This is a genomic window from Streptomyces sp. NPDC111520, from assembly GCF_055635295.1.
Window position 1 is genome coordinate 503,049 of the sequence record NZ_JBVKBW010000003.1, and the last position, 23,903, is coordinate 526,951.

Below are 23,903 nucleotides of genomic sequence, written 5' to 3' on the forward strand. Positions count from 1 at the left end.
TTTCCCTGGTAGCCAGGGGGTATGACCGTGGATTCCCTCGACGCCACCGACTGGCGCATCCTGGACGCCCTGCAGCGCGACGGCAGGGCCAGTTACGCCGAGCTGGCGCGTGCCGTGTCGATGTCCCCGAGCGCCGTGACCGAGCGGGTCCGGCGGCTGGAGGAGGCGGGTGTGATCACGGCGTACACGGCCGTGGTGGACCTGGAGCGGACCGGGCGCCCGATCCTGGCGTTCGTCCGGCTGCGCTACCCCCACGGCAACTACAAGCCGTTCCACGACCTCCTGGAGTCGACCCCGGAGATCCTGGAGGCCCATCACGTCACGGGCGACGACTGCTTCGTCATGAAGGTCACCGCCCGCTCCATGCGTCACCTGGAGGAGGTCACCGGCCGGGTCTCGGGCCTCGGGCCGGTGACGACGAACGTCGTCTACTCCTCACCGCTCCCCCGCCGTGCGGTGGCGGAGGGCTGACCCCCGCTGTCCCTTGACGACCTGCAACTGGGCGGGGACGCGCTGCCGCAGCTCGGCGACATGGCTGACGATGCCGACGGCGCGGTCCCGTTCGCGCAGCCCGTCGAGGACGTCCAGCACCTCGTCGAGGGTCTGCTCGTCGAGGCTGCCGAAGCCCTCGTCGACGAAGAGCGTGTCGAGCCGGGCGCCGCCCGCCTCGTCCGTGACGACGTCCGCCAGGCCGAGGGCGAGGGCCAGGGAGGCGAAGAAGGTCTCGCCGCCGGAGAGCGTGGCGGTGTCGCGCTCGGTGCCCGTCCAGGAGTCCACGACCATCAGCCCGAGGCCCGACTTGACGTTGCGCGAGGCGCGGGCGTCGGTGTGGACGAGGGTGTAGCGCCCGGAGGACATGCGGTGCAGCCGGGCGCTGGCCGCGGCCGCGACCTGCTCCAGCCGGGCCGCGAGCACATAGGTCTCCAGCTCCATGCGCAGGGTGTTCTCCCCGGCGCCGGTGGCCAGGTCGGCGAGGCGCCGCAGCCGCGCGTACTCCTCGCGGGCCGGGGCCAGCGCCCTGGTGCCGCGCGTCGCCTCGGCGCGCAGCCGGTCGAGGGCGTCGCGGGTGGTGTGCGCGGCGGACTGACGGGCGGCGGCGCCGCGCAGCCGTGCGGTCGCGGCCTCCACGGCGCGCCGGGCGGCGTCGGGGTCGGCCGGGGGCAGCGCGGCGGCCTCCGCCAGTTCCAGCGAGGTGAGTTCGGCGGTGACCGCGGCTTCCTCGCGGCGCCACTCCTCCGCACGCTGCCGCAGCCGCCGCAGTTCCGTCCCGGGGAGCACGGCGGCGGCCGCCGCCTCGGGGGTGGGGAAGCCGGCCTTGTAGGCGGCGTCGGCCAGGTCGGAGTCGGCGTCCTTGAGCGCGCGGGCCGATTCCTGCGCGGCGCGGGCCGCCGCCGCGGCGGTCGCCGCGCGCTGGGCGTCGGCCGCGAGCCGGGTACGGCGTTCGGCGACGGTGGCGTACGCGCCGCGGGCCCGCGTCAGCCGGGCGGCCAGTTCGGCGTCCTCCCGGTCGAGGAGTTCCCGGCGGGTGGTGAGGGAGGCGAGGCGCTGCCCGGCCTCGTTGCGGTCGGCGGCACGCCGGGCGTGCTCCGCGAGGGCCCGGTCGAGCGCCTGGCGCGCCTGCGGCGCTTCCGCGGCGGCGCGGGTGGCGGCCCGGCACTCCTCCTCCAGCGCGGCGTGCGCGGCGGCGAGTTCGGGCTCCGGTTCCGCTCCCGCGGTGGCCAGGGCCGCTTCGTGGGCCGCGGTGAGGCGTACGACCTGCTCCTGCGCGGTGTCCCGGGCGGCGGCGGCCCGCTGCTGGGCCTCCTGCGCGGCCTCCTCGTCGGCGCGGCCCACCTGGCGGCCGGTGGGGCGGGCGGGGTGGGGGTGCTCGGTGGCACCGCACACCAGGCAGCCTTCGCCGGGGCTGAGCCGGGCGGCCAGTTCGGCGGCGATGCCGTTGATGCGGGCCTCGCGGACGTCCTGCCAGTGGTCGCGGGCGTCGGCGGCGGTGTCGCGCGCCGCGCGCAGCCGGTCCTGCGCGGCGAGCAGCGCGGTGGCGTGGGTGTCGCGTTCCCGGGCGGCGTCGCGGCGGCGGCGGGCCCGGTCGAGGGCCCCGGACAGTTCGGCGGCGCGGGTGGCGGCGGACTGGGCGGCGTCCACGGCCCGTTCACGGCCGAGGCGTTCGGCCTCCCAGCCGTCGAGCCAGCCGGCCGTGTCGGCGATCAGCCGCTCGTCCTCGGCGGCCTCGCGCTCCACGCGCCCGCGGTCGTGGGCCAGTTCGGCGGCGCGCTGCTCGTCCCGGCCGGCGTCGGCGAGGGAGCCCAGCTCCTCCCGGAGCCGGTTCTCGTACTCCGCGAGCTGTTCGGCGCCCGCCTCGTACCGCTCGGCGGGCAGGCCCGCGCGGGCGGTGCGCTCGTCGGCGGCCGCGCCGGCCTGCCGGGTGGCGGCACGCTCGCGCAGTTCCAGTGCGGGCACCACGGTCGCGGCCCGCTCCGCCGTCGCCAGCAGTTCCTGTTCGCGGTCGCGGGCCTCTCGCTCGCCGGCCATGGCCTGGGCGCGGCGCCCGGCGGCCGCGTGCCGGCCCTGCCGTACGGCGAGCTCGCGTGCTTCCTCGGCCTCGCGCTGGGCCTGCTCGTGCGCGGCCTCCGCGGCGGTCACCGCGAGGTCGGCGGCGTCGACGCGCTCGCGGGCGGTGGTGGCCAGGACGGCCGCCCAGCGCAGGATGTGCCCGGCCAGTTCCGGGTCGCCGGCGGCGACGCCGTCCGGTGACGGCCCGGCGAGGGCGTCGGGGTCGTCCCCCGCGGCCTGGCCCATGCGCTCGGCGAGCCGCAGCAGCTCCCCGTCCCCGGCGGCGACCCGCTGCTCGGCGGCCCTGCGCTCGGCCCGCAGCCACTCCTCGACGGCCTTGAAGCGGCGGGTGTCGAAGAGCCTGCCGAGCAGCGCGGCCCGCTCGGTGGCGGTGGCCCGCAGGAACGTCGCGAACTCGCCCTGGGGCAGCAGCACGACCTGGCAGAACTGCTCCCGGCTCATGCCGATGAGCTGCTTCAGCTCCTCGCCGGCCTCCTGGTGGGACTTGCTGAGCGCCCGCCACTCCCCCGCGGTGTGCTCGCGCAGCAGGGTGACGGCCTTCTCGATCGTGTAGCCCGTGCCGCGCTTCTTGGGGCGGGGCTGCTCGGGCCGCCGGGTGATCTCCAGCCGCCGGCCGCCCACGGTCAGGTCGAGCACGACCTCGGTGAGCGTGTCCCCCTCCGCGTGGTCGCTGCGCAGCCGGTTGCCCTGCCGGCTGCCGGGGACGCCGCCGTACAGGGCGAAGCACACCCCGTCGAGCACGGAGGTCTTTCCGGCGCCGGTCGCGCCGTGCAGCAGGAACAGCCCGGCGGCGGAGAGCTCGTCGAAGTCCACGGTGTGGCTGCCGGCGAACGGCCCGAAGGCGGTCAGGGTCAGACGGTGCAGGCGCATCAGTCGGTCTCCGCCCGTGCGGCGTCGCTGCGGACCGCGTCGAACGCGTCCCGCAGGACCGTCCGCTCCGCGGCGTCGGGGGCGGTGCCCCGGACGTGGGTCACGAAGTCCTCGGCGATCTGGCGGTCGGTGCGGCCGCGCAGGCGCTGCGCGTACGAGGCGTGGGGGTCGTCGGCGACGCGCTCGGGCTCGAAGGCCAGCGCGAGGGCGTGCGGGAACCGCTCGCGCAGGCGGGCCATCGGCTCGTGCGGGCGGTGCGGGTCGGTGAGGGTGGCCTCGACCCAGGAGTCCTCGTGCCGTTCGTGCGCCGGGTCCGCCAGCAGCTCCTCGAGGTGGCCGCGGATCCTGGCGAGCGGCCGGGGCACGGGGCAGTCGACCCGCCCGGCGGTCACGGAGCCGTCGGCGCCGAGGTCGACCAGCCACATGCTCTTGCGGTGGTCGGCCTCGGAGAAGGAGTAGGCGAGCGGCGAGCCGGAGTAGCGCACGCGCTCGGAGATCGTCTGGCAGCCGTGGAGGTGGCCGAGGGCGACGTAGTCGACGCCGTCGAAGACACCGGCGGGGACGGCCGCCACACCGCCGACCGTGATGTCGCGCTCGCTGTCGCTGGGCGCACCGCCCGCGACGAAGGCGTGCGCCAGCACGACCGAGCGGGTGCCCGCGGGGCGCGCGGCCAGGTCGGCCCGGACCCGTGCCATCGCGGCGGTCAGCACCTCGGTGTGCCCGGCCCGGCCGAGGGTGAACTCCTCGCGCACCAGGGCGGGTTCGAGGTACGGCAGCCCGTACAGGGCGACCGGCCCGTGCGCGTCCGCGAGGACGACCGGCGTCGCGCACCCGGCCGGGTCGGTCCGTAGGTGGATGCCGGCGCGGTCGATGAGGCCGGAGGCCACGCCCAGCCGGCGGGCGGAGTCGTGGTTGCCGGAGATCATCACCGTGGGCACGCCTAGGCCGGCGAGCCGGTGCAGCGCGTCGTCGAAGAGTTCGACGGCGGGCAGCGAGGGCAGCGCCCGGTCGTAGACGTCGCCGGCGACGAGGACGGCGTCGACGCGCTCCGCCCGCACCGTCGCCACCAGGTGGTCGACGAACGCCGCCTGGGCCTCGAGGAGTCCGACCCGGTGGAAGGACCGCCCCAGATGCCAGTCGGAGGTGTGCAGCAACCTCACCGTGGCTCTCCCGCCCGCATGTTCCGTTCCTCCGGCTCACGTTCCGCATGCTCCGCACGGGCCCCGGCGTCCCCACCGGTCCCGTGCGCTTCGACAGCAGGCTATCCGCCACCACTGTCAACGCGTCGGGCGAGTCCGAAGTCGGGCAAGGTCGGTCAAGCCGTGTCCCCGCCCGCCCGTACGATGTCCGCCATGACGGCGAGCGACTCCGGCAGACGACTGATCGACGGCCGCTTCGAACTGCTGGAACGGCTGGGCGGCGGCGGCATGGGCCTGGTGTGGCGGGCCCGGGACACCGCCCTGCACCGCGAGGTCGCCCTGAAGGAAGTGCGCCCGCCCGAACCGGAGTTGGCCGACGCCGACGCCGAGGCGGCGGCGAAACTGCGCGAGCGCGTTCTGCGCGAGGCCCGCGCGCTGGCCCGGGTGCACCACCCCAACGTCGCGACGATCCACCACATCGTGGACACGACGGACCTCGCGCACCCCTGGCTGGTGATGGAGCTGGTGACCGGCGGCTCCCTCCAGGACCGGCTGGCCCGCGGCCCGCTCACCCCGCCGGAGGCGGCCGCCATCGGCCGCGGCGTCCTGGCAGGCCTGCGCGCCGCGCACGCGGTCGGCGTCCACCACCGCGACGTGAAGCCCGCCAACGTGCTGCTCCGGCCCGACATGACGCCGGTGCTCACCGACTTCGGCATCGCCACGCTCCGCGACTCGACGCGGCTGACGACCACCGGCGGGCTCATCGGCTCGCCCGAGTACATCGCCCCCGAACGCATCCGCGGCGAGGAGGGCAACCCCGCCTCCGACCTGTGGTCGCTCGGCATGCTGCTCTACGTCGCGGTGGAGGGCGTCCACCCGCTGCGCCGCGAGACGAGCATCGCCACGCTCGTCGCCGTCCTCGACGAGCCCCTGCCGCCGCCGGCCCGGTCCGGACCGCTCGCCCCCGTGCTGACCGCCCTGCTGGTACGGGACGCCGCCGCGCGGCCGGACGCCGACCGGCTCGACCGGATGCTCGCCGACGTGGAGCGGGGCGCGGCGGTGTCCGCGCCGCCGTCCCCGTCCCCGTCCCCGTCCCCGTCCCCGTCCCCGTCCCCGGGGCCCGCGCCGGCGGACGCGGCGCCCGGCGGTTTCGGGCCCGCCCCGGCGACGTACCAGCCGATGGCGCCCCACGCGTACTACCCGCCGCAGCAGCCGACCCGCCCCACCCCGCTCCCCGCGCCGCGCGGCGGCGGCCGCGTCGTGGCCGCCGCCACCGCGGTCGCGGCGGTGGGCGTTGCGGGCGTCCTGCTGTGGACCCTCCTCCCCCAGCTCCACGGCGACGGGGACGCGGGCGCGGCGGGCAAGGGCCGCACGACGTCGTCGAAGGGCACCCGTTCCTCCGGCGCCCCGAGCACGGCGGCTTCGAAGAAGCTGCTCTCGCCGGCCGGGGGCCGCTCCGTGGCGGAGGTCGTGAAGTCGGTGTCGGGCGGCACCAAAGTGGTCGACCTCACCATCTACGACGACTACGCGAGCTTCAGCGCGCCCAAGAAGACGGACGACACCGTCTTCGACAGCTACTCGTACCGCGACGGCAAGGTCGACGAAGGGATCATCAAGGGCACCATCGACGCCGACGACACGGTCGACCTCGAGACCGTCAACTGGGACGCGCTCCCGGCCCTGATGAGCCGTGCCGACAAGGAGTGCAAGGTCAAGCGTCCGACGGCCACCTACGTGGTGGTGAAGCCCGACATCATCACCAAGAAGCCGTCCATGTACTACTACCGGTCCGACGAGTACCGGACCTGCTTCATCGAGGCCACCACCAAGGGCAAGGTCACCGACGTCCTCGCCGGGGACTGACCTCCCGGACGGGCGAACCCCGGCGTGTACGGCGTGCGCCGCGAACCGCCCGGCCCGCAGGCCGCAGGGCCGGCACTGACGTTCCCGGAAGCCGCGGTCAGACGTCCACGAAGGCGCTGCCCGCCACCTCGACGCCCGCGGTCCCGGCGGAGGCGTCGGCGAGCCAGGCCCGGAAGGCGGCCAGTTCCTCCTCCGGCACGCCCAGCTCGATGCGTACCTCGGCCGCGCCGTAGGCGACGCCGCGCACCGTGCGGCCGGCGGCGCGCAGGTCGTTCTCGATGCGCCCGGCCCGCTGGTGGTCGGCGACGACGGTGACCAGGGCGAGCTTCTGCCGCTCCACGGTGCCGAGCTCGTCGAGGGCCGCCGAGACGGCACCCCCGTAGGCGCGCACCAGGCCGCCCGCGCCGAGCTGGATGCCGCCGTAGTAGCGGGTGACGACGGCGACGACGTCCCGGATCTCGCGGCGCAGCAGCACCTGCAGCATGGGGGTGCCCGCGGTGCCGCCCGGCTCCCCGTCGTCGCTCGCCTTGTGGATCCGGCCCTCGGCACCGATCACGTACGCGTAGCAGTTGTGCGACGCCCCGGCGTGCTCCTTGCGGACACGGGCGATGAACTCCTGCGCCGCCTCCTCGCCGGACACCGGCGCCAGCGCGCACAGGAACCGCGAGCGCTTGATCTCGCTCTCGTGGACGTGCTCGCGCCCGATCGTCAGATACCGCTCCACCACCCCGCCACCCTAATCCCTTGTCAGGGGCAGGGCCGGAACGCCTTTCGCCACCCGGGTGCGCGTGAGCACGGAGAGCGGCGCGCGGCATCCCAGCGCTACGTGTTCAACCGCATGCCCGGGCCGGCCACCGCCTCCGGAACCGCCGGCGCGATGAGGCCGCCGCACGGACCACGTCCGGCCGCGTCCTCACTCAGGGATGAGCAGACCCAGGGCACGCAGGCGCGGCAGGCAGATCTCCAAACAGGCTTCCACGGAAGCGGCGTCCGTGCGCACGAGCAGCTCCTCATGGAACGGGGCGCCGCTCGCGACGAACGTCCACGGCCCTGTCCCGCCGCGCAGACGTTCCGCATCCGCCTTGAGCAGCACCGTCACGCCCTGCTCGGCCAGCGCCTCCATGAGACGCACCACGTCCATCAGTAGACCCCACCTGCTAGAACAGCGAGATCACGCTACACGCACCGGCCGGCCTCCGACGTGGCGGCATGGCGACGTGAGGCGTCCACGGGAACAGCCCGGTCCGTGCTCTGGTTGACTGCTGCGGAGCGGAGTGAGGGAGGACGACGTGCACGGAGACGACGCGGCGGTTCGGGAGATCCTGACCGGTCTCGGGGACACCTGGGCCGTGGTGGGGCTGTCCAACAACGCCTCGCGGGCGGCGTACGGCGTCGCCGCGGTCCTGCAGCGCTACGGCAAGCGCGTGGTGCCGGTGCACCCGAAGGCCGAGACCGTGCACGGGGAGCAGGGCTACGCCTCGCTCGCCGACATCCCGTTCCCGGTCGACGTGGTGGACGTCTTCGTCAACTCCGACCTGGCCGGCGCGGTCGCCGACGAGGCCGTCGCGATCGGCGCGAAGGCGGTCTGGTACCAGCTCGGCGTGGTCGACGAGGCCGCGTACGCGCGTACCCGGGACGCGGGGCTGCTCATGGTCATGGACCGCTGCCCGGCGATCGAGATCCCCCGGCTCGGGTAGCCGGGCTCAGCCGCCGGGCCGCTCCGCCGCCTCCAGATCCGCCAGCCGCCGCAGTGCCGGGCCGAGGGCGCGGCGGCAGGTGCCGAGCCCCTTCCAGGGGTCGCCGTCCTTGTCGAGGCGGTCCGGGAGGGTGCGTACGGTCCAGCGGCGGGGGCCGAGGGCGGGGTCGTCGAGTTCGGCCCAGTGCAAGGGCGTGGCGACCGGGGCGTGCGGGCGGGCGCGCACCGCGTAGGGGGCGACGGAGGTCTGGGCGTACCCGTTGCGCTGGACGTCCAGGTAGAGGCGGCCCCGGCGGGCCGCCTTGCGGACCTCGGTGGTGAGCCGGTCCGGGTGGCGGGCGGCCAGCACGGCGGACACGCGCCGGGCGAAGTCCCGTACGGCGTCGAAGTCCGGGCCCCGGGTCAGCGGCGCCACGACGTGCAGCCCGCGCGAGCCGGTGGTCATCACGGCGGGGCGCAGGCCCAGTTCCCGCAGGAGGTCGCCGACCCGGGGCGCGGTCCAGCGCACGGTGGCGAAGTCGTCGTCCCCGGCCGGGTCGAGGTCGAGGACCAGCCGGTCGGGGACGTCGAGGCGGTCGGTGCGGCTCAGCCAGGGGTGCGGGGTGACGCAGGCCTGACCGGCCAGGTAGACGAGGGTGGCCGTGTCGTCGCAGACGACCATGGTGACGGTGCCGCCCTCCTTGGGGACCTCGCGGCGGCGCACCCACGCGGGGAAGTAGCCGGGGACCTCCTTGTGGTAGAAGGACCTCCCGTCGATGCCGTCCGGGTAGCGCTCCATCACCAGCGGGCGGCCCCTGACGTGCGTGAGCAGGGGTCGTGCGACACGGCGGTAGTGGTCGGCGAGCTCGGCCTTGGTGATCCCGTCGCCGGGGAAGAGCTCCTTGTCGGGACGGGACAGTTCGACGGTCCGCCCGCCGATGCGCAGGGACCGCCCGCCGCGGGCCGGGTGGCTCATCGCTTCATCACCTCTCCGGTACGCCTCACCGCTGCGGGGGCGGGCATGCAGGATGCGCCGGAAACTCGCTGCGTGGCGCCCGGAGCCGTGTTGTAGCGTGCGCGCATGCCCGGTCCCGTACGCCCCGCCCGTCCCGACGACGCCGCCGAGCTGGTACGGCTGCGGCGGCTGATGTTCCTGGCCATGAGCGGGCGGGACGAGCCCGGTCCCTGGGAGGCGGCCGCCGAGGAGCGGGCGCGCGAGCAGCTCGCCGGGGGCGGTCCGCGGTGGCTGGGGGCGTTCGTGGTGGACGGCGGACCGGTGGTCGGTGCGCACCCGCACCTGGCGGCGTGCGCGGTGGGCCGGATCGAGGAGCGGCTGCCCGCGCCGGCGCACCCGGCGGGCCGGTTCGGCTTCGTCTTCAACGTCTGCACCGACCCCCGCTACCGGGGGCGCGGGTACGCGCGGGCCACGACGGAGGCGCTGCTCGGGTGGTTCGCCGAACAGGGCGTGACCCGGGTCGACCTGCACGCGACCGCGGAGGCCGAGCCGCTGTACCGCAGCCTGGGCTTCGCCGAGCACTCGATACCGCTGTCACTGGACCTGTCACGACGGCCGGCCCGCGAGGCGCCCGGCGACCCGGTCAGTGGACGGGCGGCTCCGCGATGAGGGCCGTGCCGACCCGGTGGAAGCCGAGCCGGGCGTAGATCCTGGCGACGTCCTCGTCCCCGGCCGACAGGAACACCGTGCTCAGCCCGCGTTCACGGGCGTCGGCGACCAGCGCGCCGGTGACCGCGAGGGCCAGGCCGCGGCGGCGGGCGCTGGGCAGGGTGCCCACTCCGACGATCTCGCAGACCTCGCCCACGGGGTTGTACTGGCCCGCGCAGAGCGCCGTGCCGCCCTCGACAGCGGCGGCGTGGACGGTGAGCCCGGCCCGTAGGCGCGCCTCCGCGGTCGCCACGAGGCCCGGGGCGGCGTGCAGCGGGACCGCGGCGGCGAGTTCGGCCCGCCCGGCGGTACCGATGGCCGTACCGGCCTGCGCGAACGCGAGGTGCGGGACGGTCAGCGCGCTGGGCAGCGCCGGGTCGCCGGGCCCCAGCAGCCGCACGCCGACGCCCGCGGGCAGCTCCGGCAGCAGAGCGGGAGGGGCGAGCGGGTCGAGCACCATCAGCGGATGCTCGTGCACGGCGAGCCCGGACGCCTCCGCCGCGGCCCGCAGCGCCGGGGCGGTCTCGGCGATCCACTCGAAGCACTCGGGCACGCCCAGCTCGCGCTGGCGTGCCCGGACCCGGTCCACGTCGTCCCGGCCGACGGGACCGCCGTCCGCGTCCGGCGCCGGGCGGGCGTAGAAGGGCCAGCCGACGCCCTCGCGCACGAAGAGGGTGAGCGGACCGTGCTCCTCGGCGCGGGCGCCCGCCCGGGGAACGGCGTCGTAGTAGCGCTCCAGGCGGTCCAGCAGTTCCGTCACGCGGGGAGTCCCAGCCCTTCCAGCAGTTCGACACCGGGCAGCGACGCCAGCGCCTTGCCGGGCACGAGCAGCTTGCCGCGCCGCCGGCCGCTGCCGATGATCACGTACGGGGTGTCCGTGACCGACGCGTCCACCAGCAGCGGCCAGCCGGCGGGCAGCCCGATCGGGGTGATGCCGCCGTACTCCATGCCGCTCTCGCCCACGGCGGTGTCCATCGGCGCGAAGGAGGCCTTGCGTACGCCGAGGTGACGCCGCACGAGACCGTTCACGTCGGCCCGCGTGGTGGCGAGGACGACGCATGCGGCGAGCGTGACCTCCCCGCCGCGCTTGCCCGCGACGACCACGCAGTTCGCGGACTGCTCCAGGCCGACCCCGTACGTCTCGGCGAAGACCGCGGTGTCGGCCTTCTCGGGGTCGGTGTCGACCAGCAGCAGTTCCTCCACCGGCACCTGCCCGCTCCAGGCGGTCAGTGCGGCGGCGACGGGGGCCGGCAGCAGGTCGAGCCGTTCCACGGCGGGGTGGACGTCGGTGAAGGTGCCGATGGGTGCGCGCATGTCGGGCACGCTAACAAATCCCGGGAGTTGGCGGCGGACCGTCCCGAACAGCGGGCACGGGGGCCCCGCCGCGCCCGCGCAGTGCCGGTGTGCTGCCGCGCCCCGACGGCGTACGGGTCCGGCCGGGGCGGCCGTGCCCGGGTCGTGCACGTCGCGGCGCCGGAGAAGTCGCCGGAGGAGTCGCTGGTGCGCCGACCCGGCCGCGCTCTGCGGGGCAACGGGAAGCGGCCCCTTCCCCGCCACCCGGTCGTCGCCTGCACGGACAGCCGGGGCGGGGCCTCGCCGCGTCCGCGGTTCGTCGTCGCGCGCCCGGTGGGATCGGCGGGTCCCCGCAGCCCTGCGTCGTTCGCCCGCGCCGCCGTTCACGCGGTGCGGTCCGGTTCGGGGTGCGACGCATCTCGCCACGCCCACCTCACGTTCGCCGCCGCCAGCAGTTGGAGCGTGCCCTGCCATCTCTCCGGCTCGCCCTTCCCTGTCCGCTCGCGACGGCCGTGCCGACCGCCCATCGCCCCACCCTCACCGGCCGGACCGGCATCGCCTTCTTCGCGGCAACGCGTAGGACGTATCCGCGCCGGTCCGCTCGGCGAGCGGGCGCACGGGCACCCCACCCACCACGCGGGACAGCCGTACCGCCCGCGCCACCGCCGTTGCCGGGTTTGCATCAAGGCGTGCCGTTTCGGCAGCCTGGGGGTGTGGGCGACACAGGGGACACGAAGAAAGAGGTGCTGGACGCCGTCGGGCCCCGGTTGCGGGAGCTGCGGCGGCGGCGCGGCATGACGCTGGCGGAACTGGCCGAGCGGACGGGGATCAACGAGAGCACCCTGTCCCGGCTGGAGGGCGGCGGGCGCAAGCCGACCCTGGAGCTGCTGCTGACCCTGGCGGAGGTCCACGCGGTGCCGCTCGACGAGCTCGTCGGGGCGCCCCGCACCGGCGACCCCCGCATCCACCTCCGGCCGGTGACCCGGGACGGCCTGACGTACGTGCCGCTGAGCAGGCCCGGCGGGATCCAGGCGCACAAGCTGCTGATCCCGCCGCACCCGGGCGCGGAGCCCGAGTTGAAGACCCACGAGGGCTTCGAGTGGGTCTACGTGCTGGCCGGCCGCCTGCTGCTGCTCCTCGGCGACCGGCGCGTGGTGCTGGGGCCGGGCGAGGCGGCGGAGTTCGACACCCACGTCCCGCACTGGCTCGGCCCCGAGGGCGAGCAACCCGTCGAACTGCTCGTCCTGTTCGGGCGGCAGGGCGAGCGGGCCCATCTGCGGGCCCGCACCGCCTGAGCCGGGCACGACCGGGACGACCGGCGTTACCGGCGTCACCCGCACCACCAGCGGCTCACACCCCCTGCCGCGGGTCCACCCCGTGCGCCCGCGTGCCGAGGACACGCCGCGTGACCTCCGCCTCCATCGGGCCGCTGAACACCTCGGCGCCCCCGGCCCGGCGCGACCGGGCGGCGGCGCGCGCGTCCTCGGCCAGCAGGTCCATGACGATGGCGGCAGCGGCCGTCGTCCCGGCTGCCGCGGCCGCGGGGACGCCCGCCATCAGGTCGCTGACGTTCCCCGCGGCCCACACGCCGTCGACGCCGGTGAAGCCGGAGGCGTCCACCGTGAGCTGCTCCCCGAAGCCCGCCGGGTGCTCCCGTACGGACAGACCGAGGTCCCCGAGGAAGGACGCCCGGGCCGTGAAGCGGGGGGCGACCGCGAGGGCGCGGACGGGGACCACGCGCCCGGAGGCCAGGCGCACCCCGGCCAGCCGGTCGCCGTCGTCGGTCTCCAGGCCGCTCACGGCGCCGTCGACGACGCCCACGCGCAGCCCCGCGAGCTGCTCCCACTGATCGGACGTCAGATCCGTGCCGGGGCCGAGGAACAGGGTCACGTCCTCGGACAACTGCCGGAACAGCAAGGCCTGGTGGAAGCTGCCGAGTACCCCGACCGCGGTGTCGCGGGCCTCCCAGCCGTGGCAGAAGACGCAGTGCACCACGTCCTTGCCCCACCGCCCCGCCAGGCCCGGCACGTCCGGCAGTTCGTCGACCAGGCCGGAGGTCACCAGGACCCGCCGGGCCCGCGTGCTCCGCCCGTCCTCGCACTCGGCCACGAAGACGTCGCCGTCGCGGCGGATCGCGGTGACGCGTCCGGCGGCGACCCGGCCGCCGTAGGAGGCGACCTCCTCCCGTCCCTTCCGCAGCAGTTCCAGCGGGGCGATGCCCTCCCGTCCCAGCAGCCCGTGCGCGGCGGCGGCGGGGGCGTTGCGGGGCTCGCCCGCGTCGATCACCAGCACCGGCCGCCGTACCCGGGCCAGGGTCAGCGCGCCGGAGAGGCCGGCGGCGCCTCCTCCGACGACCACCACGTCCCACACGCCGCCCGGAGCCTCCAGGCCGTTCCCGCCGCCGTCACCGTTGTCCTTCGTGTTCTCGTCCATGGCGGCACGATCACGCCGGCCGCGGGCGGGGGGCAATGTTCCATGCCGTTTCGGCAACGAAGCCGCGGTGGGTCGCCCGGAACGGTCATGCCTCGGAGGTGAGCTTGTCCTCCAGCCCCGCGAGGAGTTCGGGCTCCAGCCCCGCGAGCGCGGCCAGTTGCTGGTGGGTGGCGCCGGCGGGAACCGGCCGCGGCGCGGGCGTGCGCAGCGGCGGCTCCCAGCCGCGCTCGGGCGTCCAGCGCCGGACGACCCGGGCGGGCGCGCCCGCCACCACGCAGTGGTCGGGGACCTCGCCGCGCACGATGGCGCCGGCCGCGACGACGACGTTCCGTCCGATCCGCGCCCCCGGCAGGATCACCGCGCCCGCGCCGAGCCAGCTGCCGGAGCCGATCTCGACGGGTGCGGAGCGCGGCCACTGGCGGCCGATGGGCTCGTGGGGGTCGTCGTAGGAGTGGTTGTCGCTGGTCACGTACACGTACGGCCCGCAGTAGACGTCGTCGCCGAACACCACCGGCCGGGAGGCGATGACGTGGCTGCCGCGGCCGAGGACGACGCCGTTGCCGAGCCGGACGACGGGGTCGGGGCCGAGGTCGAGGCCGGGCATCATCCCGGCCGTGAGGGTGACCTGTTCGCCGATGATGCAGCACTCGCCGAGGTGGATCCACTCCTCGCCGAAGATCGTCCCCTGCGGGAAGGCGAGGCGGGTGCCCGCGCCGATCCGGCCGAAGCGCAGCGGGCCCGGGCGGTCGGCGGAGACGGCACCCGCGTTCTGGACCCACCGCCAGCCGCGGTGCACCAGGCGCGAGACGGCCCGGCGGCGCCAGGCCGCCGCGGAGGAGAACAGGTTCTCGTTCTTCGGCACCCGATCACGGTACCGAGGGCGCGGGGGCGCGGCCGGGCGATCAGGTGTGATGTGCGCCGCGTTCCGTCCAGGCGACGGCGACCCGCGCGGCGAGGCGGACGTTGCCGCGCACGGCGGCGAGGTTCGCCTCCAGGCTGGCGCCGCCGGTGTGCTCGACGAGGTGCCCGAGGAGGAACGGCGTGACGGCCTGCCCGGTGACGCCCTCGCGTTCGGCGGCGGCCAGCGCCTCCGCCAGGACGCGGTCGTGCAGCGCCGGGTCGAGCTGCTCGTGCTCCGGCACGGGGTTGGCGAGGATCACCGCGGACGGCGGGCCGTCGAGGTCGTCCTGGGCGGCCATGACGCAGGCGGCCTCGTCGGGCGTGCGGACCGTCCAGTCCACGGGCTGCCCGGAGCCGCTGAGGTAGAAGCCGGGGAACTCGGCGGTCCCGTACCCCACGACGGTGACGCCGAGGGTCTCCAGTCGCTGCAGGGTGGCGGGCACGTCGAGGATGGACTTCACCCCGGCGCACACGACGGTGATCCGGGTGCCGGCGAGCAGCCGCAGGTCGGCGGACTCGTCCTGCTCCTCCGTCCAGCCGCGGTGCACACCGCCCAGTCCGCCGGTGGCGAAGACCCGCAGCCCGGCGCGGGCGGCGAGGAAGGCCGTGGCGGAGACGGTGGTGGCGCCGCTCGCGCCGGTGGCGACCGCGACGGGCAGGTCGCGGTGACCGAGCTTGCGCATGCCCTCGTCGCCGGCGATGCGCTCCAGGCCCTTCGCGTCGAGCCCGATGCACGGCACGCCGTCCAGCACCGCGATCGTCGCGGGGACGGCGCCCGCCTCGCGCACGGCGGCCTCGAGCTCCAGCGCCACCTGGTGGTTGCGGGGGCGGGGCAGGCCGTGGGAGATGATCGTCGACTCCAGGGCGACGACCGGGGCACCGGTTTCCAGCGCGATGATCACTTCGTCGGAGAACTTCAGCACGCTGTACGCGCTACCCGCGGGGCGATCGGCGCAATCACGGGACTACGGTGATCCCCATGACGGAGAGAGCCTTGATCGCGGACGTCGCCGGACGCTCACCCCGGCTGGACCCCGCCGCCTTCACCGCGCCGACCTCGGTGGTACTGGGCGACGTGACGATGGCGGCCGGCGCGAGCGTCTGGTACCACGCGGTGCTGCGCGGCGACTGCGAGTCGATCAGCCTCGGCGAGGGCAGCAACGTCCAGGACAACTCGACGGTGCACGCCGACCCCGGGTTCCCGGCGGTGATCGGCGCGCGCGTCACGGTGGGCCACAACGCGGTGCTGCACGGCTGCGTGGTCGAGGACGACGTGCTGGTCGGCATGGGCGCCACCGTCCTCAACGGCGCGCACATCGGCACCGGCTCGCTGGTCGCGGCCGGCGCGCTCGTCCCCCAGGGCATGCGGGTTCCCCCGGGGTCGCTGGTGGCGGGCGTGCCGGCGAAGGTGCGCCGTGGGCTCACCGCGGAGGAGCGCGAGATGGTGCGGCTCAACGCCGAGCACTACGTCGCGCTCGCGGACGCCCACCGGGCCGCCTTCGCCGGGGACTGACGGCCCCGGGCCCGGCCGCTCAGTCGGTGGTGGCCGCCGCCACGGCGTCCGCCCCGGGCGCGGCCTCGTGGGCCTTGGCCGCGGCCTTGGCCCGGCGGCGTACGACGAGGAACGAGCCGAGGCCGATCAGCACGGCGGCCACCAGGCCGAGCCACGAGAACCGCTTGAGCCACGGCTCGGCGACGATGCCCACGTAGTAGATGACCGCCGTGGTGCCGCCCGCCCACACGATGCCGCCGAGGACGTTGGCGGTGAGGAACTTCCAGTACGGCATCCTCAGCACGCCCGACAGCGGGCCGGCGAAGATCCGCAGCAGCGCCACGAAGCGGCCGAAGAACACCGCCCACATGCCCCAGCGCGTGAACGACGCCTCGGCGGTCGCGATGTGCGCCGGCGAGAAGTGCTTGGGGAAGCGCCGCCCCAGTCTGTCGAGCATCGGCCGCCCGCCGCGGCGGCCGATGGCGTAGCCGATCGAGTCGCCCACGATCGCCCCGGCGGAGGCGCACACGCCCACCACCCAGGGGTCCACGTGCCCCTGCGAGGCGAGCAGGGCGGAACTGACGAGGATGATCTCGCCCGGCAGCGGGATGCCCAGGCTCTCCAGGCCGATCACGAGGCCCACCAGCAGGTAGACGCTGACCGGCGGGATCGTGCCGAGCCACTCCTGGACGTGCAAGGCCGCTTCCTCCCCCTAGGGCGGACGGGATGTCGGTCGACGCGCCGGTGCGCGCACGTCGTTGCAGCGTATCCGACGTGCGGCCCGGCATGTCGCCACCGCCCCCGACCGGGGGCTCAGCCCTGCGCCGTGACGAGGATCCCGTCCGCGAGCAGGAGAACCCCGCAGGCGAAGCCGAACACCGCGAGGACGGCCAGCACTCCCGGCCGCAGGATCACCGACGAGGAGGCCACCGCCGCGGGGCCGCGTTGCCGCCGTCTGAGCATCAGTGCCCGGACGCCGGCGTAGACGCTGACGCAGCCGACGATCAGGTACGACATGTGGGCAGCCCTCCAGGCTCTCGAGTCGCTCCGTGAGCCCGCGGCAGGCCGGGGCATGGAGCCGGAACCGCTCCGGCCGCACGAAGACCACAAGAGCCACGATCTTGGAACCTGACACGCCGGGCGTCAACAGGCGGTTGCGCCCGGGGCCGGGAACGCCGGGGCGCGGCTCAGCCGTTGGGGCGGAGGGTCCAGACGATGGTCATCTCGCCCGTGACCGCGCCGTCCTCGCGCCGGAGGGCGACCGTGACGGGGAACTCGGGGCGTTCGCCCTTGTCGAGTTCGGCGATGACGTCGGCGGCGGGGCGGCCGAGGCGGGCGGTGGCGGTGACCGGGCCCATGGCGAGCTTCTTGTAGCCGATCTCGGCGCGGACGGCGAGGGGGACGGCGCGGGAGAGGTGGTCGGCGAAGGCGGCGAGGACGACGGCGCCGCTGGCGGTCTCGGCCAGGGTGAACATCGCGCCGGCGTGGGGGCCGCCGACGTGGTTGTGGTAGGCGGCCTGGTCGGGGAGGCGGACCACGGCGTGCTCGGCGGTGGTCTCCAGGAACTCGATGCTGAGGGTGGCGGCCATGGGCACGGTGGCCGCCATGAGCTCGCCTATCTGCGGCTGGTTCTCGGGCATGGGCCGGATGTTACCAGCAAGTAATCAGCGCTTCCATGGAACCGCGCCCGCTCAACCCCTAGTGTTTCGAGCCATGTGGCCAGGACAGCAGCAGCCGGGGGGACCGCAGCATCCGCAGCAGCCCCCGCAGAACCAGCCCCAGTGGGGCCACCAGCAGCAGCCCTCCCCGTACCAGCCGCAGCAGCACCCCGCCTACCAGCAGCCCCCGCAGACATGGGGGCCGCCGCCGGCGCCGGGCGGGCCGCAGCCGCCCGGGGGGCGGCGGGGCGTGGTGATCGCCGTGTCGGTGGTGGCCGCGGTCGCGGTGGTCGCCGCCGGCGCGCTGGTCGCCGTCAGACTCACCGGCGACGACGAGGACCCGCAGGCCGGCCCGTCCGGCACCGGCTCACCGGTCGCCTCGCGGAGCGCGCCGGAGTCCGCCACCCCGACCCCCTCCGCGACGGCGGACGAGGAGGGCCCCGGCCCGGACGACGCCCGCGGCAACCCGGGCGAGGACACGGTCAAGCCCGTGGTGCCCGGCTGGCAGACCGTCGTGCGCAGCGACATGGGCGTCGCCTACGACCTCCCGAAGGACTGGACGGCCAAGCCGCAGGGCCTGCTCATCGGCTACGAGTGGGGCACCAACCGGGTCGTCACCGGGGGCGCGGCCGTGCTCGACGAGAAGTGGTGCGGCACCGACGAGCGCGGACTGGCCGGCGTGAAGGGCGGTAAGGGCGCCAAGAGCCTGAGGTCCGAGGCCGCCAACGAGGCCTACAACTGGGCGTACGGCAAGTACAAGAAGGAGGGCGGCACCAAGCTCACCGAGGCCGCCCCCCGCGCCTACACCAACGCGCAGGGCCTGCACGGCTGGACCGCCTCCACGCGCGCGACCGGGATGAAGGGCACGTGCGCGGCCGACGGCACCGCGTACAGCTTCACCTTCCTCGGCAAGGACAAGGAGGTCCGTTCCTGGCTGCTGATCGTGGACAGCGGCTACGCGGGCGCGGTCGACGCCGCGACGGTGGCGAAGGTCCGCGACAGCGTCCGGCTGGTCGGCTGAGGCCGCGGCCCGCCCTGCGCCGACGGCCCGGAAATCGGTTTGCCAAAGCCCGGCCCAGCGACGATAGTCCCCGGGTGAAACCCGACGTCCCCCATCGGCTGCGGTTCCCGGACTGGGCCGGCCGCAACTTCCGGCTCCTGGCCGCGTCCGCCTTCGTGACCGGGATCGGCGCCTCGGGCGCCGTCGTCGCGTCGGCGTTCGCCGTACTGCAGGCGGGCGGTGGCGGCACGGAGATCGGACTCGTCGCCGCCGCGCGGACGGTGCCGCTGGTCGTCTTCCTGCTCATCGGCGGCGCGGTCGCCGACCGGCTGCCGCGGCACCGGGTCATGGTCGCGGCCAACTGCCTCAACACCGTCTCGCAGGGCGTGTTCGCCGTCCTGGTGCTGACCGGCCGGGCCGAGATCTGGCACATGGCGGTGCTCTCCGCGCTGGGCGGCACCGGCCAGGCCTTCTTCGCCCCCGCCAACGAGGGCATGCTGCTGTCGACCGTCGACTCCGCCCACGCGAGCCGCGCCTTCGCGGTGTTCCGGCTCGGCGTCAACGGGGCCAACGTCGGCGGTGCCGCGCTCGCCGGGGCGCTGGTGGCCCTCGCGGGGCCGGGCTGGGTGCTGGCGGTGGACGCGGCGTGCTTCGCGGTCGCCGCGGGCCTGCGCGCACTGCTGCGGGTCTCCCCGGCCGCGGTACGCGACCGCGCGGAGCGGCGCGGCGGCGGTCTGCTGGGCGATCTGCGCGAGGGCTGGCGGGAGTTCGCCTCACGGCGCTGGCTGTGGGGCATCGTGGTGCAGTTCTCCGTCGTCAACGCCGTGATCACCGCCGCCGACGCGGTGTACGGCCCGCTCGTCGCGCGCGAGCACCTCGGCGGCGCCGGGCCGTGGGGCGCCGCGCTGGCGGCGTTCGGCGCCGGGAACCTGCTGGGCGGGCTGCTGATGCTCCGCTGGCGGCCGCGCCGCATCCTGCTCGCCGGGGTGCTCTGCGTCTTCCCGTTCTCGCTGCCCGCCGCCGCGCTGGCGCTGGCGGTCCCGGTGCCGCTGCTGGCCTGCGCGATGCTGGTGGCGGGCATGTCCATCGAGGTCTTCGGCGTGACCTGGATGATGGCACTCCACCAGGAGATCCCCGAGGACAAGCTCTCCCGCGTCGCGGCCTACGACTGGTTCGGCTCGGTCTCCATGATGCCGATCGGCACCGCCCTGGCCGGCCCTGCCGCGGACGCCTTCGGCCTGTACGGGGCGCTGTGGGGCTGCGCGGGGCTGACGGTGCTGCTCACCGGCGCCGTGCTCACCGTGCCCGAGGTGCGGCGGCTGCGCCGGGTGGACGAGCCCGACGGCGGGCGGACGGTCGCCCGGGGCGGTCAGCCGACGCCGAAGGAGCCGTCGGGCGGGATCGGCGAGGGCACCGCGTCCTTGTCGTAGACCGGCCGCGCACCCCGTCCGAACAGCTCCAGCGCGTCGCCCTCCACCACCCGTGCCGGGAAGACGTCGGAGGCGGCGCGCCGGGCGATCAGGTCCACGGGCAGCGGGGTACGGCTCGCGGCCAGCACGGCGTTGCCGAAGCGGCGGCCCCGCAGCACCCCGGGCTCGGCGATCAGGCACACCTCGCCGAACAGCTCGCGCAGGCCCGCGATCTGCGGCCGCAGGAAGTCGAAGGGCGCCGAGTCCGCGAGGTTCGCCAGGTACAGCCCGCCGGGGCGCAGCACCCGGGCGGCCTCGGTGACGAACTCGTACGAGGTCAGGTGCGCCGGCACCCGCGAACCGCCGAACACGTCCGCCACGACGACGTCCGCCGAGGCGTCCGGGGCGCCCTCCAGCCAGGCCCGGGCGTCGTCCGTGGCGATCGCCACACCGTCGCCGCCGCGTCCCAGCGGGAGCCGGGTGGCGACGAGCCCGGCGAGCGCCCGGTCGGCCTCCACGACGCGCTGCCGCGAGCCGGGCCGGGTCGCGGCGGTGTAGCGGGGCAGCGTCAGGGCCCCGCCGCCCAGGTGGACGACATCCAGCGGCGCACCCTCGGGCGCGGCCTCGTCCATCACGTGGGCGAGCCGCCGGGTGTACTCGAACTCCAGGTGGGTGGGGTCGTCGAGGTCCACGTACGACTGCGGTGCCCCGTCCACGGTGAGCAGCCAGCCCGCGGGCCGGTCCACGTCGGGCAGCAGCCTGGCCGCGCCGAAGTCCACGTCCTGGCTCACGGGTATGCGTCCGTCGTCCTCCACGCTGCGATTCTCCCAGCACGCGCGGGGGCCCGGGGACGGACCCCCCGGGACCCCCGCGCTGGGCGGCCCGGCTCAGCCCGCGCCGCTCACTCGTCGAGCGCCGTCACCGTGCCCGCGCCGACCGTGCGGCCGCCCTCGCGGATCGCGAAGCCGAGCCCCGGCTCCAGCGGCACCGCCCGGCCCAGTTCCACGGACATGTCGACGGTCGCCCCCGGAAGGGCCGCCCCCGCCTCGCCCAGGTCGACGTCGCCGACGACGTCGGCGGTGCGGACGTAGAACTGCGGCCGGTACCCGCTGGCGATGCCCGTGCGCCGCCCGCCCTCGGCGGCCGGCAGCAGGAAGACCCGGGCCCGGAAGCGGCGGCTCGGCGTGACGCTGCCCGGCGCGGCCACCACGTGGCCCCGGCGGACGACGTCCCGGGCCACGCCGCGCAGCAGCAGCGCCACGTTGTCGCCGGCCTGGGCCTCCTCCATGGGCTTGCCGAAGGTCTCCAGACCGGTCACCACGCTCGCCGTGTCCGCGCCGAGCACGTCCACGCGGTCGCCGACCCGGACGGTGCCCCGCTCCACCGCGCCGGTGACGACCGTGCCGCGCCCGGTGATGGTCAGCACGTTCTCCACCGGCAGCAGGAAGGGCGCGTCGGTGTAGCGGTGCGGCATCGGCACGTGCGTGTCGACCGCGTCGAGCAGCGCCTCGACGGCCGCCGTCCACCGCGGGTCGCCCTCCAGCGCCCGCAGTCCCGACACCCTGACGACGGGCAGCGTGTCCCCCGGGTAGCCCTGGGCGGACAGCAGCTCGCGCACCTCCAGCTCGACCAGGTCGGTGAGTTCGGGGTCGCCGGCGTCGGCCTTGTTGAGCGCGACCACGATGTGCTCGACGCCGACCTGACGGGCGAGCAGCACGTGCTCGGCGGTCTGCGGCATGACGCCGTCGAGGGCCGAGACGACGAGGATCGCGCCGTCGAGCTGGGCCGCGCCAGTGATCATGTTCTTCACGTAGTCGGCGTGACCCGGCATGTCGACGTGCGCGTAGTGCCGGGTGTCCGTCTCGTACTCGACGTGCGCAATGGTGATGGTGATCCCCCGCGCGGCCTCCTCCGGGGCCTTGTCGATCCGGTCGAACGGCACGAACGCGGCGGAGCCGCGGGCGCTGAGCACCTTGGTGATGGCGGCGGTCAACGTGGTCTTGCCGTGGTCGACGTGACCCATCGTGCCGATGTTGAGGTGCGGCTTGGTGCGCACGTACGCCTGCTTGGGCATGGTTGCTTCCTCGGTAAGTCGATTCATCGCCTCGCGTGCGGGACCCCTGGACCGCGCCGACCCTCCCCCTGCGGGGTCCGCCGGACTGTCCGGGAAGGGTCAGATTCGGGCGCCGCCGAACGCGTTGGCCGAGAAAGCCTGTGCCGGGGCAGCCTGCAGCGCGTCCGCGACTGCGGACGTATCTGCGCTGAGGGCGTACCGGAACATGCCGCCGATCATCGGGCACACCCCGGCCGTCGGTCGAACGATTTTCCGCCGGGGCTGCGCCTGGGCCCCGCGCGCCGGTACTACGGCCTCGGTGACCAGACCCTCCGGAACCCGCCCGACGGCGCGTCCGCGATGTTCCTGTGCCATGGGGAGTTGACCGAGGGCGAGTCGGGGCTGCCGTCCGGCATCGGCCCCGCGGACGACGACGAGGCGCGCTGCCCGGAGGACGACGCGTGGGACGTCCCGCTGCCGGAGACGGTGCGCGAGAGGGACCGCTTCATGCCCCGCTGACGCGGGCGAGGACGTAGGCGCGCCGGGTCTCCGCCTCCTGCGGGTACGGGGCCCGCTCCAGCCTGGCCTCGACCTCGAACCCGGCGCCGGTCAGTGCCCCGGCGACCGTCGCGGGGTCGTGGAAGTGGAAGTCGACGTCGACCTCGTGCCCCCACCACTGCGTCACCCGACGGGTCTCCGCCCCGGTGTGGAAGGCCGCGAGTGCCCGGCCGGACGGCCGGAGCACGCGCCGCATCTCACCGAATGCTGCCCCCAGTTCACCCGGCGCCAGGTGGATCACCGAGTACAGGGCGACGACGGCCCCGAACTCCCCGTCCGCCGCCGGGAGACGCAGCAGGTCGCCCTCGCGGAAGTCCGCCCCGGGGTGCTCGCGGCGGGCGAGCGCGACCATCCCCGGCGACAGGTCGATCCCCACCGTCCGCACCCCGCGCGCCGCGAGCCACGCCGTGACGTGGCCGGGGCCGCAGCCCAGGTCCGCCACGGGCGCGCCGTCCGCGGCCTGCTCGGCGAGGGCGGCCAGCAGGGCCCGGTCCAGGGGCTTGTGGGCCAACTCGTCGCCGATGCGCTCCCGGTACTCCTCGGCCACGGTGTCGTAGCTGCGGCGCACGCGGCTCCGCCCGTCGTTCCTGCTCACAGGTGCTTGCCCGCTTCCCGTACCGACAGCGGCGACAGCCGCTCCCCCTCCTGCGCGAGGAACGCCCGCACGGCGTCGGGGTCGGTGCGGGCGTACTCGCGCAGCGCCCAGCCGACGGCCTTGCGGATGAAGAAGTCCCGGTGGCCCGCCTGCCGCAGGCAGTAACGGAACAGCCGCCGGGGGTCGGTGTCCGCCTTGTACGTCAACTGGTGGAGCAGCGCGGTGCGGGCGAGCCAGAGGTCCTCGTCCTCGATCCACTCGTCCATCGTGCCCACCAGGGCGGGGTCGGCGGCGACGAGCCGTCCGACGACGTGCGCGGCGAGCAGGTCGACGGTGTCCCACCAGGACTCGGTCGTGACGAGGTGCCGGACCGTGGCGAGGAAGTCCGAGGAGCAGCGCCCCACGTGGCGGCGCAGGTAGTCCACGGCGAAGTAGCGGTACTCCCGTTCGGGGAGCGCCCAGCAACGCAGGGCGACGGCCGTGCAGTCGGCCTCGTCCGGGCGCGGCGTGCCCGCGAGCACGGCGCGGGAGAGGGTGCGCCGGGCGGGCGTCGCGATGCCGAGGAACGGGAACGCGTCCCGCATGTACGCGGCGGCCGAGGCAGCCCGCACCGGGTCCGCGGCGCCGCCGTACGCCGTGGTCAGGCGCGGCAGGACGAGGTCCGCGAGGGCGCTGTCCGGCACGGCCGGGGCGGGAGGGGCCATGGCCCTACGGTACGCGGCGGCACCGGAGCG

Annotated in this window: 26 protein-coding genes; 9 read left to right on the forward strand and 17 right to left on the reverse strand. The window is 75.4% G+C overall.

Annotated features, from left to right (window positions below; genetic code table 11):
• The first annotated feature begins 21 nt into the window (after positions 1–21).
• Entirely contained in the window at positions 22–471 is a 450-nt protein-coding gene (locus ACZ7MY_RS09725) for an Lrp/AsnC family transcriptional regulator (RefSeq protein ID WP_499600760.1), read from the forward strand.
• Here ACZ7MY_RS09725 and ACZ7MY_RS09730 read toward each other — a convergent pair.
• On the reverse strand, positions 436–3,438 hold the full coding sequence (locus tag ACZ7MY_RS09730) for an AAA family ATPase (protein ID WP_499600761.1): 3,003 nt from the start codon (positions 3,436–3,438) through the stop codon (positions 436–438). The genes ACZ7MY_RS09725 and ACZ7MY_RS09730 overlap by 36 nt on opposite strands.
• Positions 3,438–4,598: an exonuclease SbcCD subunit D gene (locus ACZ7MY_RS09735; protein WP_499600762.1), complete on the reverse strand. Its 1,161-nt coding sequence runs from the start codon at positions 4,596–4,598 to the stop codon at positions 3,438–3,440. Before ACZ7MY_RS09735 ends, ACZ7MY_RS09730 begins: the two co-directional genes overlap by 1 nt.
• Positions 4,599–4,781: 183 nt before the next feature.
• On the opposite strand from ACZ7MY_RS09735, the gene ACZ7MY_RS09740 reads away from it, so the two are divergent.
• Complete coding sequence (locus ACZ7MY_RS09740; protein ID WP_499600936.1) at positions 4,782–6,440, forward strand: serine/threonine-protein kinase; 1,659 nt, start codon at positions 4,782–4,784, stop codon at positions 6,438–6,440.
• Positions 6,441–6,537: 97 nt separating this feature from the next.
• On the opposite strand, the gene ACZ7MY_RS09745 is transcribed toward ACZ7MY_RS09740, so the two are convergent.
• Positions 6,538–7,167, reverse strand: coding sequence for a YigZ family protein (locus ACZ7MY_RS09745; protein ID WP_499600763.1), 630 nt, complete (start codon positions 7,165–7,167; stop codon positions 6,538–6,540).
• A 186-nt stretch (positions 7,168–7,353) separates the two neighbouring features.
• Positions 7,354–7,581: a hypothetical protein gene (locus tag ACZ7MY_RS09750; RefSeq protein ID WP_499600764.1), complete on the reverse strand. Its 228-nt coding sequence runs from the start codon at positions 7,579–7,581 to the stop codon at positions 7,354–7,356.
• A gap of 148 nt (positions 7,582–7,729) precedes the next feature.
• Between ACZ7MY_RS09750 and ACZ7MY_RS09755 the strand changes: the two genes are divergently transcribed.
• Positions 7,730–8,137 (forward strand): CoA-binding protein, encoded by a 408-nt coding sequence (locus tag ACZ7MY_RS09755; RefSeq protein ID WP_499600765.1) that lies wholly within the window; start codon positions 7,730–7,732, stop codon positions 8,135–8,137.
• A gap of 6 nt (positions 8,138–8,143) precedes the next feature.
• On the opposite strand, the gene ligD is transcribed toward ACZ7MY_RS09755, so the two are convergent.
• Complete coding sequence (gene ligD, locus ACZ7MY_RS09760) at positions 8,144–9,091, reverse strand: non-homologous end-joining DNA ligase (RefSeq protein WP_499600766.1); 948 nt, start codon at positions 9,089–9,091, stop codon at positions 8,144–8,146.
• Positions 9,092–9,196: 105 nt separating this feature from the next.
• Here ligD and ACZ7MY_RS09765 point away from each other — a divergent pair, with 105 nt between their 5' ends.
• Positions 9,197–9,739 (forward strand): GNAT family N-acetyltransferase, encoded by a 543-nt coding sequence (locus tag ACZ7MY_RS09765; RefSeq protein WP_499600767.1) that lies wholly within the window; start codon positions 9,197–9,199, stop codon positions 9,737–9,739.
• Here the strand turns inward: ACZ7MY_RS09765 and ACZ7MY_RS09770 are convergent.
• Both ACZ7MY_RS09770 and ACZ7MY_RS09775 read right to left on the reverse strand, forming a co-directional pair.
• Positions 9,714–10,538 carry a GNAT family N-acetyltransferase gene (locus ACZ7MY_RS09770; RefSeq protein WP_499600768.1) on the reverse strand — a complete coding sequence of 275 codons (825 nt, stop codon included), beginning with the start codon at positions 10,536–10,538 and terminating at the stop codon, positions 9,714–9,716. The genes ACZ7MY_RS09765 and ACZ7MY_RS09770 overlap by 26 nt on opposite strands.
• Positions 10,535–11,092: a YbaK/EbsC family protein gene (locus ACZ7MY_RS09775; protein ID WP_499600769.1), complete on the reverse strand. Its 558-nt coding sequence runs from the start codon at positions 11,090–11,092 to the stop codon at positions 10,535–10,537. Before ACZ7MY_RS09775 ends, ACZ7MY_RS09770 begins: the two co-directional genes overlap by 4 nt.
• Before the next feature lie 692 nt (positions 11,093–11,784).
• On the opposite strand from ACZ7MY_RS09775, the gene ACZ7MY_RS09780 reads away from it, so the two are divergent.
• Complete coding sequence (locus ACZ7MY_RS09780; protein ID WP_499600770.1) at positions 11,785–12,366, forward strand: helix-turn-helix domain-containing protein; 582 nt, start codon at positions 11,785–11,787, stop codon at positions 12,364–12,366.
• Positions 12,367–12,421: 55 nt separating this feature from the next.
• On the opposite strand, the gene ACZ7MY_RS09785 is transcribed toward ACZ7MY_RS09780, so the two are convergent.
• The 3 genes from ACZ7MY_RS09785 to ACZ7MY_RS09795 all read right to left on the reverse strand — a co-directional run bounded on the left by ACZ7MY_RS09785 (position 12,422) and on the right by ACZ7MY_RS09795 (position 15,327).
• Complete coding sequence (locus tag ACZ7MY_RS09785) at positions 12,422–13,504, reverse strand: NAD(P)/FAD-dependent oxidoreductase (RefSeq protein WP_499600771.1); 1,083 nt, start codon at positions 13,502–13,504, stop codon at positions 12,422–12,424.
• Positions 13,505–13,589: 85 nt separating this feature from the next.
• Positions 13,590–14,366 carry an acyltransferase gene (locus ACZ7MY_RS09790; protein ID WP_499600772.1) on the reverse strand — a complete coding sequence of 259 codons (777 nt, stop codon included), beginning with the start codon at positions 14,364–14,366 and terminating at the stop codon, positions 13,590–13,592.
• Between the two features lie 40 nt (positions 14,367–14,406).
• Positions 14,407–15,327, reverse strand: a complete 921-nt coding sequence (locus ACZ7MY_RS09795) for a pseudouridine-5'-phosphate glycosidase (protein WP_499600773.1) — start codon at positions 15,325–15,327, stop codon at positions 14,407–14,409.
• Between the two features lie 56 nt (positions 15,328–15,383).
• Here ACZ7MY_RS09795 and ACZ7MY_RS09800 point away from each other — a divergent pair, with 56 nt between their 5' ends.
• The gene (locus ACZ7MY_RS09800) at positions 15,384–15,917 is read left to right on the forward strand and encodes a gamma carbonic anhydrase family protein (protein ID WP_499600774.1); all 534 of its coding nucleotides are present in this window, start codon (positions 15,384–15,386) and stop codon (positions 15,915–15,917) included.
• A 19-nt stretch (positions 15,918–15,936) separates the two neighbouring features.
• Here the strand turns inward: ACZ7MY_RS09800 and ACZ7MY_RS09805 are convergent, their stop codons facing one another.
• The 3 genes from ACZ7MY_RS09805 to ACZ7MY_RS09815 all read right to left on the reverse strand — a co-directional run bounded on the left by ACZ7MY_RS09805 (position 15,937) and on the right by ACZ7MY_RS09815 (position 17,536).
• The gene (locus ACZ7MY_RS09805; protein WP_499600775.1) at positions 15,937–16,593 is read right to left on the reverse strand and encodes a DedA family protein; all 657 of its coding nucleotides are present in this window, start codon (positions 16,591–16,593) and stop codon (positions 15,937–15,939) included.
• Between the two features lie 116 nt (positions 16,594–16,709).
• Complete coding sequence (locus tag ACZ7MY_RS09810) at positions 16,710–16,913, reverse strand: hypothetical protein (RefSeq protein WP_499600776.1); 204 nt, start codon at positions 16,911–16,913, stop codon at positions 16,710–16,712.
• A 170-nt stretch (positions 16,914–17,083) separates the two neighbouring features.
• Positions 17,084–17,536 carry a DUF4442 domain-containing protein gene (locus ACZ7MY_RS09815; protein ID WP_499600777.1) on the reverse strand — a complete coding sequence of 151 codons (453 nt, stop codon included), beginning with the start codon at positions 17,534–17,536 and terminating at the stop codon, positions 17,084–17,086.
• Positions 17,537–17,609: 73 nt separating this feature from the next.
• Between ACZ7MY_RS09815 and ACZ7MY_RS09820 the strand changes: the two genes are divergently transcribed.
• Both ACZ7MY_RS09820 and ACZ7MY_RS09825 read left to right on the forward strand, forming a co-directional pair.
• Complete coding sequence (locus ACZ7MY_RS09820; RefSeq protein ID WP_499600778.1) at positions 17,610–18,575, forward strand: DUF8017 domain-containing protein; 966 nt, start codon at positions 17,610–17,612, stop codon at positions 18,573–18,575.
• Positions 18,576–18,649: 74 nt separating this feature from the next.
• A complete protein-coding gene (locus ACZ7MY_RS09825; protein WP_499600779.1) occupies positions 18,650–19,984 on the forward strand; it encodes an MFS transporter in 1,335 nt (444 codons plus the stop codon).
• Here ACZ7MY_RS09825 and ACZ7MY_RS09830 read toward each other — a convergent pair.
• Both ACZ7MY_RS09830 and tuf read right to left on the reverse strand, forming a co-directional pair.
• Entirely contained in the window at positions 19,924–20,778 is an 855-nt protein-coding gene (locus tag ACZ7MY_RS09830; protein WP_499600780.1) for a spermidine synthase, read from the reverse strand. The genes ACZ7MY_RS09825 and ACZ7MY_RS09830 overlap by 61 nt on opposite strands.
• An 86-nt stretch (positions 20,779–20,864) precedes the next feature.
• Positions 20,865–22,037, reverse strand: coding sequence for an elongation factor Tu (gene tuf / locus ACZ7MY_RS09835; RefSeq protein WP_499600781.1), 1,173 nt, complete (start codon positions 22,035–22,037; stop codon positions 20,865–20,867).
• Positions 22,038–22,397: 360 nt separating this feature from the next.
• On the opposite strand from tuf, the gene ACZ7MY_RS09840 reads away from it, so the two are divergent.
• Entirely contained in the window at positions 22,398–22,535 is a 138-nt protein-coding gene (locus tag ACZ7MY_RS09840; RefSeq protein ID WP_499600782.1) for a hypothetical protein, read from the forward strand.
• Here ACZ7MY_RS09840 and ACZ7MY_RS09845 read toward each other — a convergent pair.
• On the reverse strand, positions 22,522–23,169 hold the full coding sequence (locus ACZ7MY_RS09845) for a class I SAM-dependent DNA methyltransferase (protein ID WP_499600784.1): 648 nt from the start codon (positions 23,167–23,169) through the stop codon (positions 22,522–22,524). The genes ACZ7MY_RS09840 and ACZ7MY_RS09845 overlap by 14 nt on opposite strands.
• Positions 23,166–23,873, reverse strand: coding sequence for a DNA alkylation repair protein (locus ACZ7MY_RS09850; protein WP_499600785.1), 708 nt, complete (start codon positions 23,871–23,873; stop codon positions 23,166–23,168). Before ACZ7MY_RS09850 ends, ACZ7MY_RS09845 begins: the two co-directional genes overlap by 4 nt.
• Positions 23,874–23,903 lie beyond the last annotated feature (30 nt).

Excerpts from the sequence above, each read along its gene's own strand:
- ACZ7MY_RS09740 (WP_499600936.1), top strand. The coding sequence starts at position 4,782 with ATGTCCGCCATGACGGCGAGCGACTCCGGCAGACGACTGATCGACGGC.
- ACZ7MY_RS09785 (WP_499600771.1), bottom strand. The coding sequence starts at position 13,504 with ATGGACGAGAACACGAAGGACAACGGTGACGGCGGCGGGAACGGCCTG.
- tuf (WP_499600781.1), bottom strand. The coding sequence starts at position 22,037 with ATGCCCAAGCAGGCGTACGTGCGCACCAAGCCGCACCTCAACATCGGC.
- ACZ7MY_RS09820 (WP_499600778.1), top strand. The coding sequence starts at position 17,610 with ATGTGGCCAGGACAGCAGCAGCCGGGGGGACCGCAGCATCCGCAGCAG.
- ACZ7MY_RS09750 (WP_499600764.1), bottom strand. The coding sequence starts at position 7,581 with ATGGACGTGGTGCGTCTCATGGAGGCGCTGGCCGAGCAGGGCGTGACG.
- ligD (WP_499600766.1), bottom strand. The coding sequence starts at position 9,091 with ATGAGCCACCCGGCCCGCGGCGGGCGGTCCCTGCGCATCGGCGGGCGG.
- ACZ7MY_RS09810 (WP_499600776.1), bottom strand. The coding sequence starts at position 16,913 with ATGTCGTACCTGATCGTCGGCTGCGTCAGCGTCTACGCCGGCGTCCGG.
- ACZ7MY_RS09850 (WP_499600785.1), bottom strand. The coding sequence starts at position 23,873 with ATGGCCCCTCCCGCCCCGGCCGTGCCGGACAGCGCCCTCGCGGACCTC.
- ACZ7MY_RS09730 (WP_499600761.1), bottom strand. The coding sequence starts at position 3,438 with ATGCGCCTGCACCGTCTGACCCTGACCGCCTTCGGGCCGTTCGCCGGC.
- ACZ7MY_RS09725 (WP_499600760.1), top strand. The coding sequence starts at position 22 with ATGACCGTGGATTCCCTCGACGCCACCGACTGGCGCATCCTGGACGCC.
- ACZ7MY_RS09765 (WP_499600767.1), top strand. The coding sequence starts at position 9,197 with ATGCCCGGTCCCGTACGCCCCGCCCGTCCCGACGACGCCGCCGAGCTG.
- ACZ7MY_RS09815 (WP_499600777.1), bottom strand. The coding sequence starts at position 17,536 with ATGCCCGAGAACCAGCCGCAGATAGGCGAGCTCATGGCGGCCACCGTG.
- ACZ7MY_RS09800 (WP_499600774.1), top strand. The coding sequence starts at position 15,384 with ATGACGGAGAGAGCCTTGATCGCGGACGTCGCCGGACGCTCACCCCGG.
- ACZ7MY_RS09775 (WP_499600769.1), bottom strand. The coding sequence starts at position 11,092 with ATGCGCGCACCCATCGGCACCTTCACCGACGTCCACCCCGCCGTGGAA.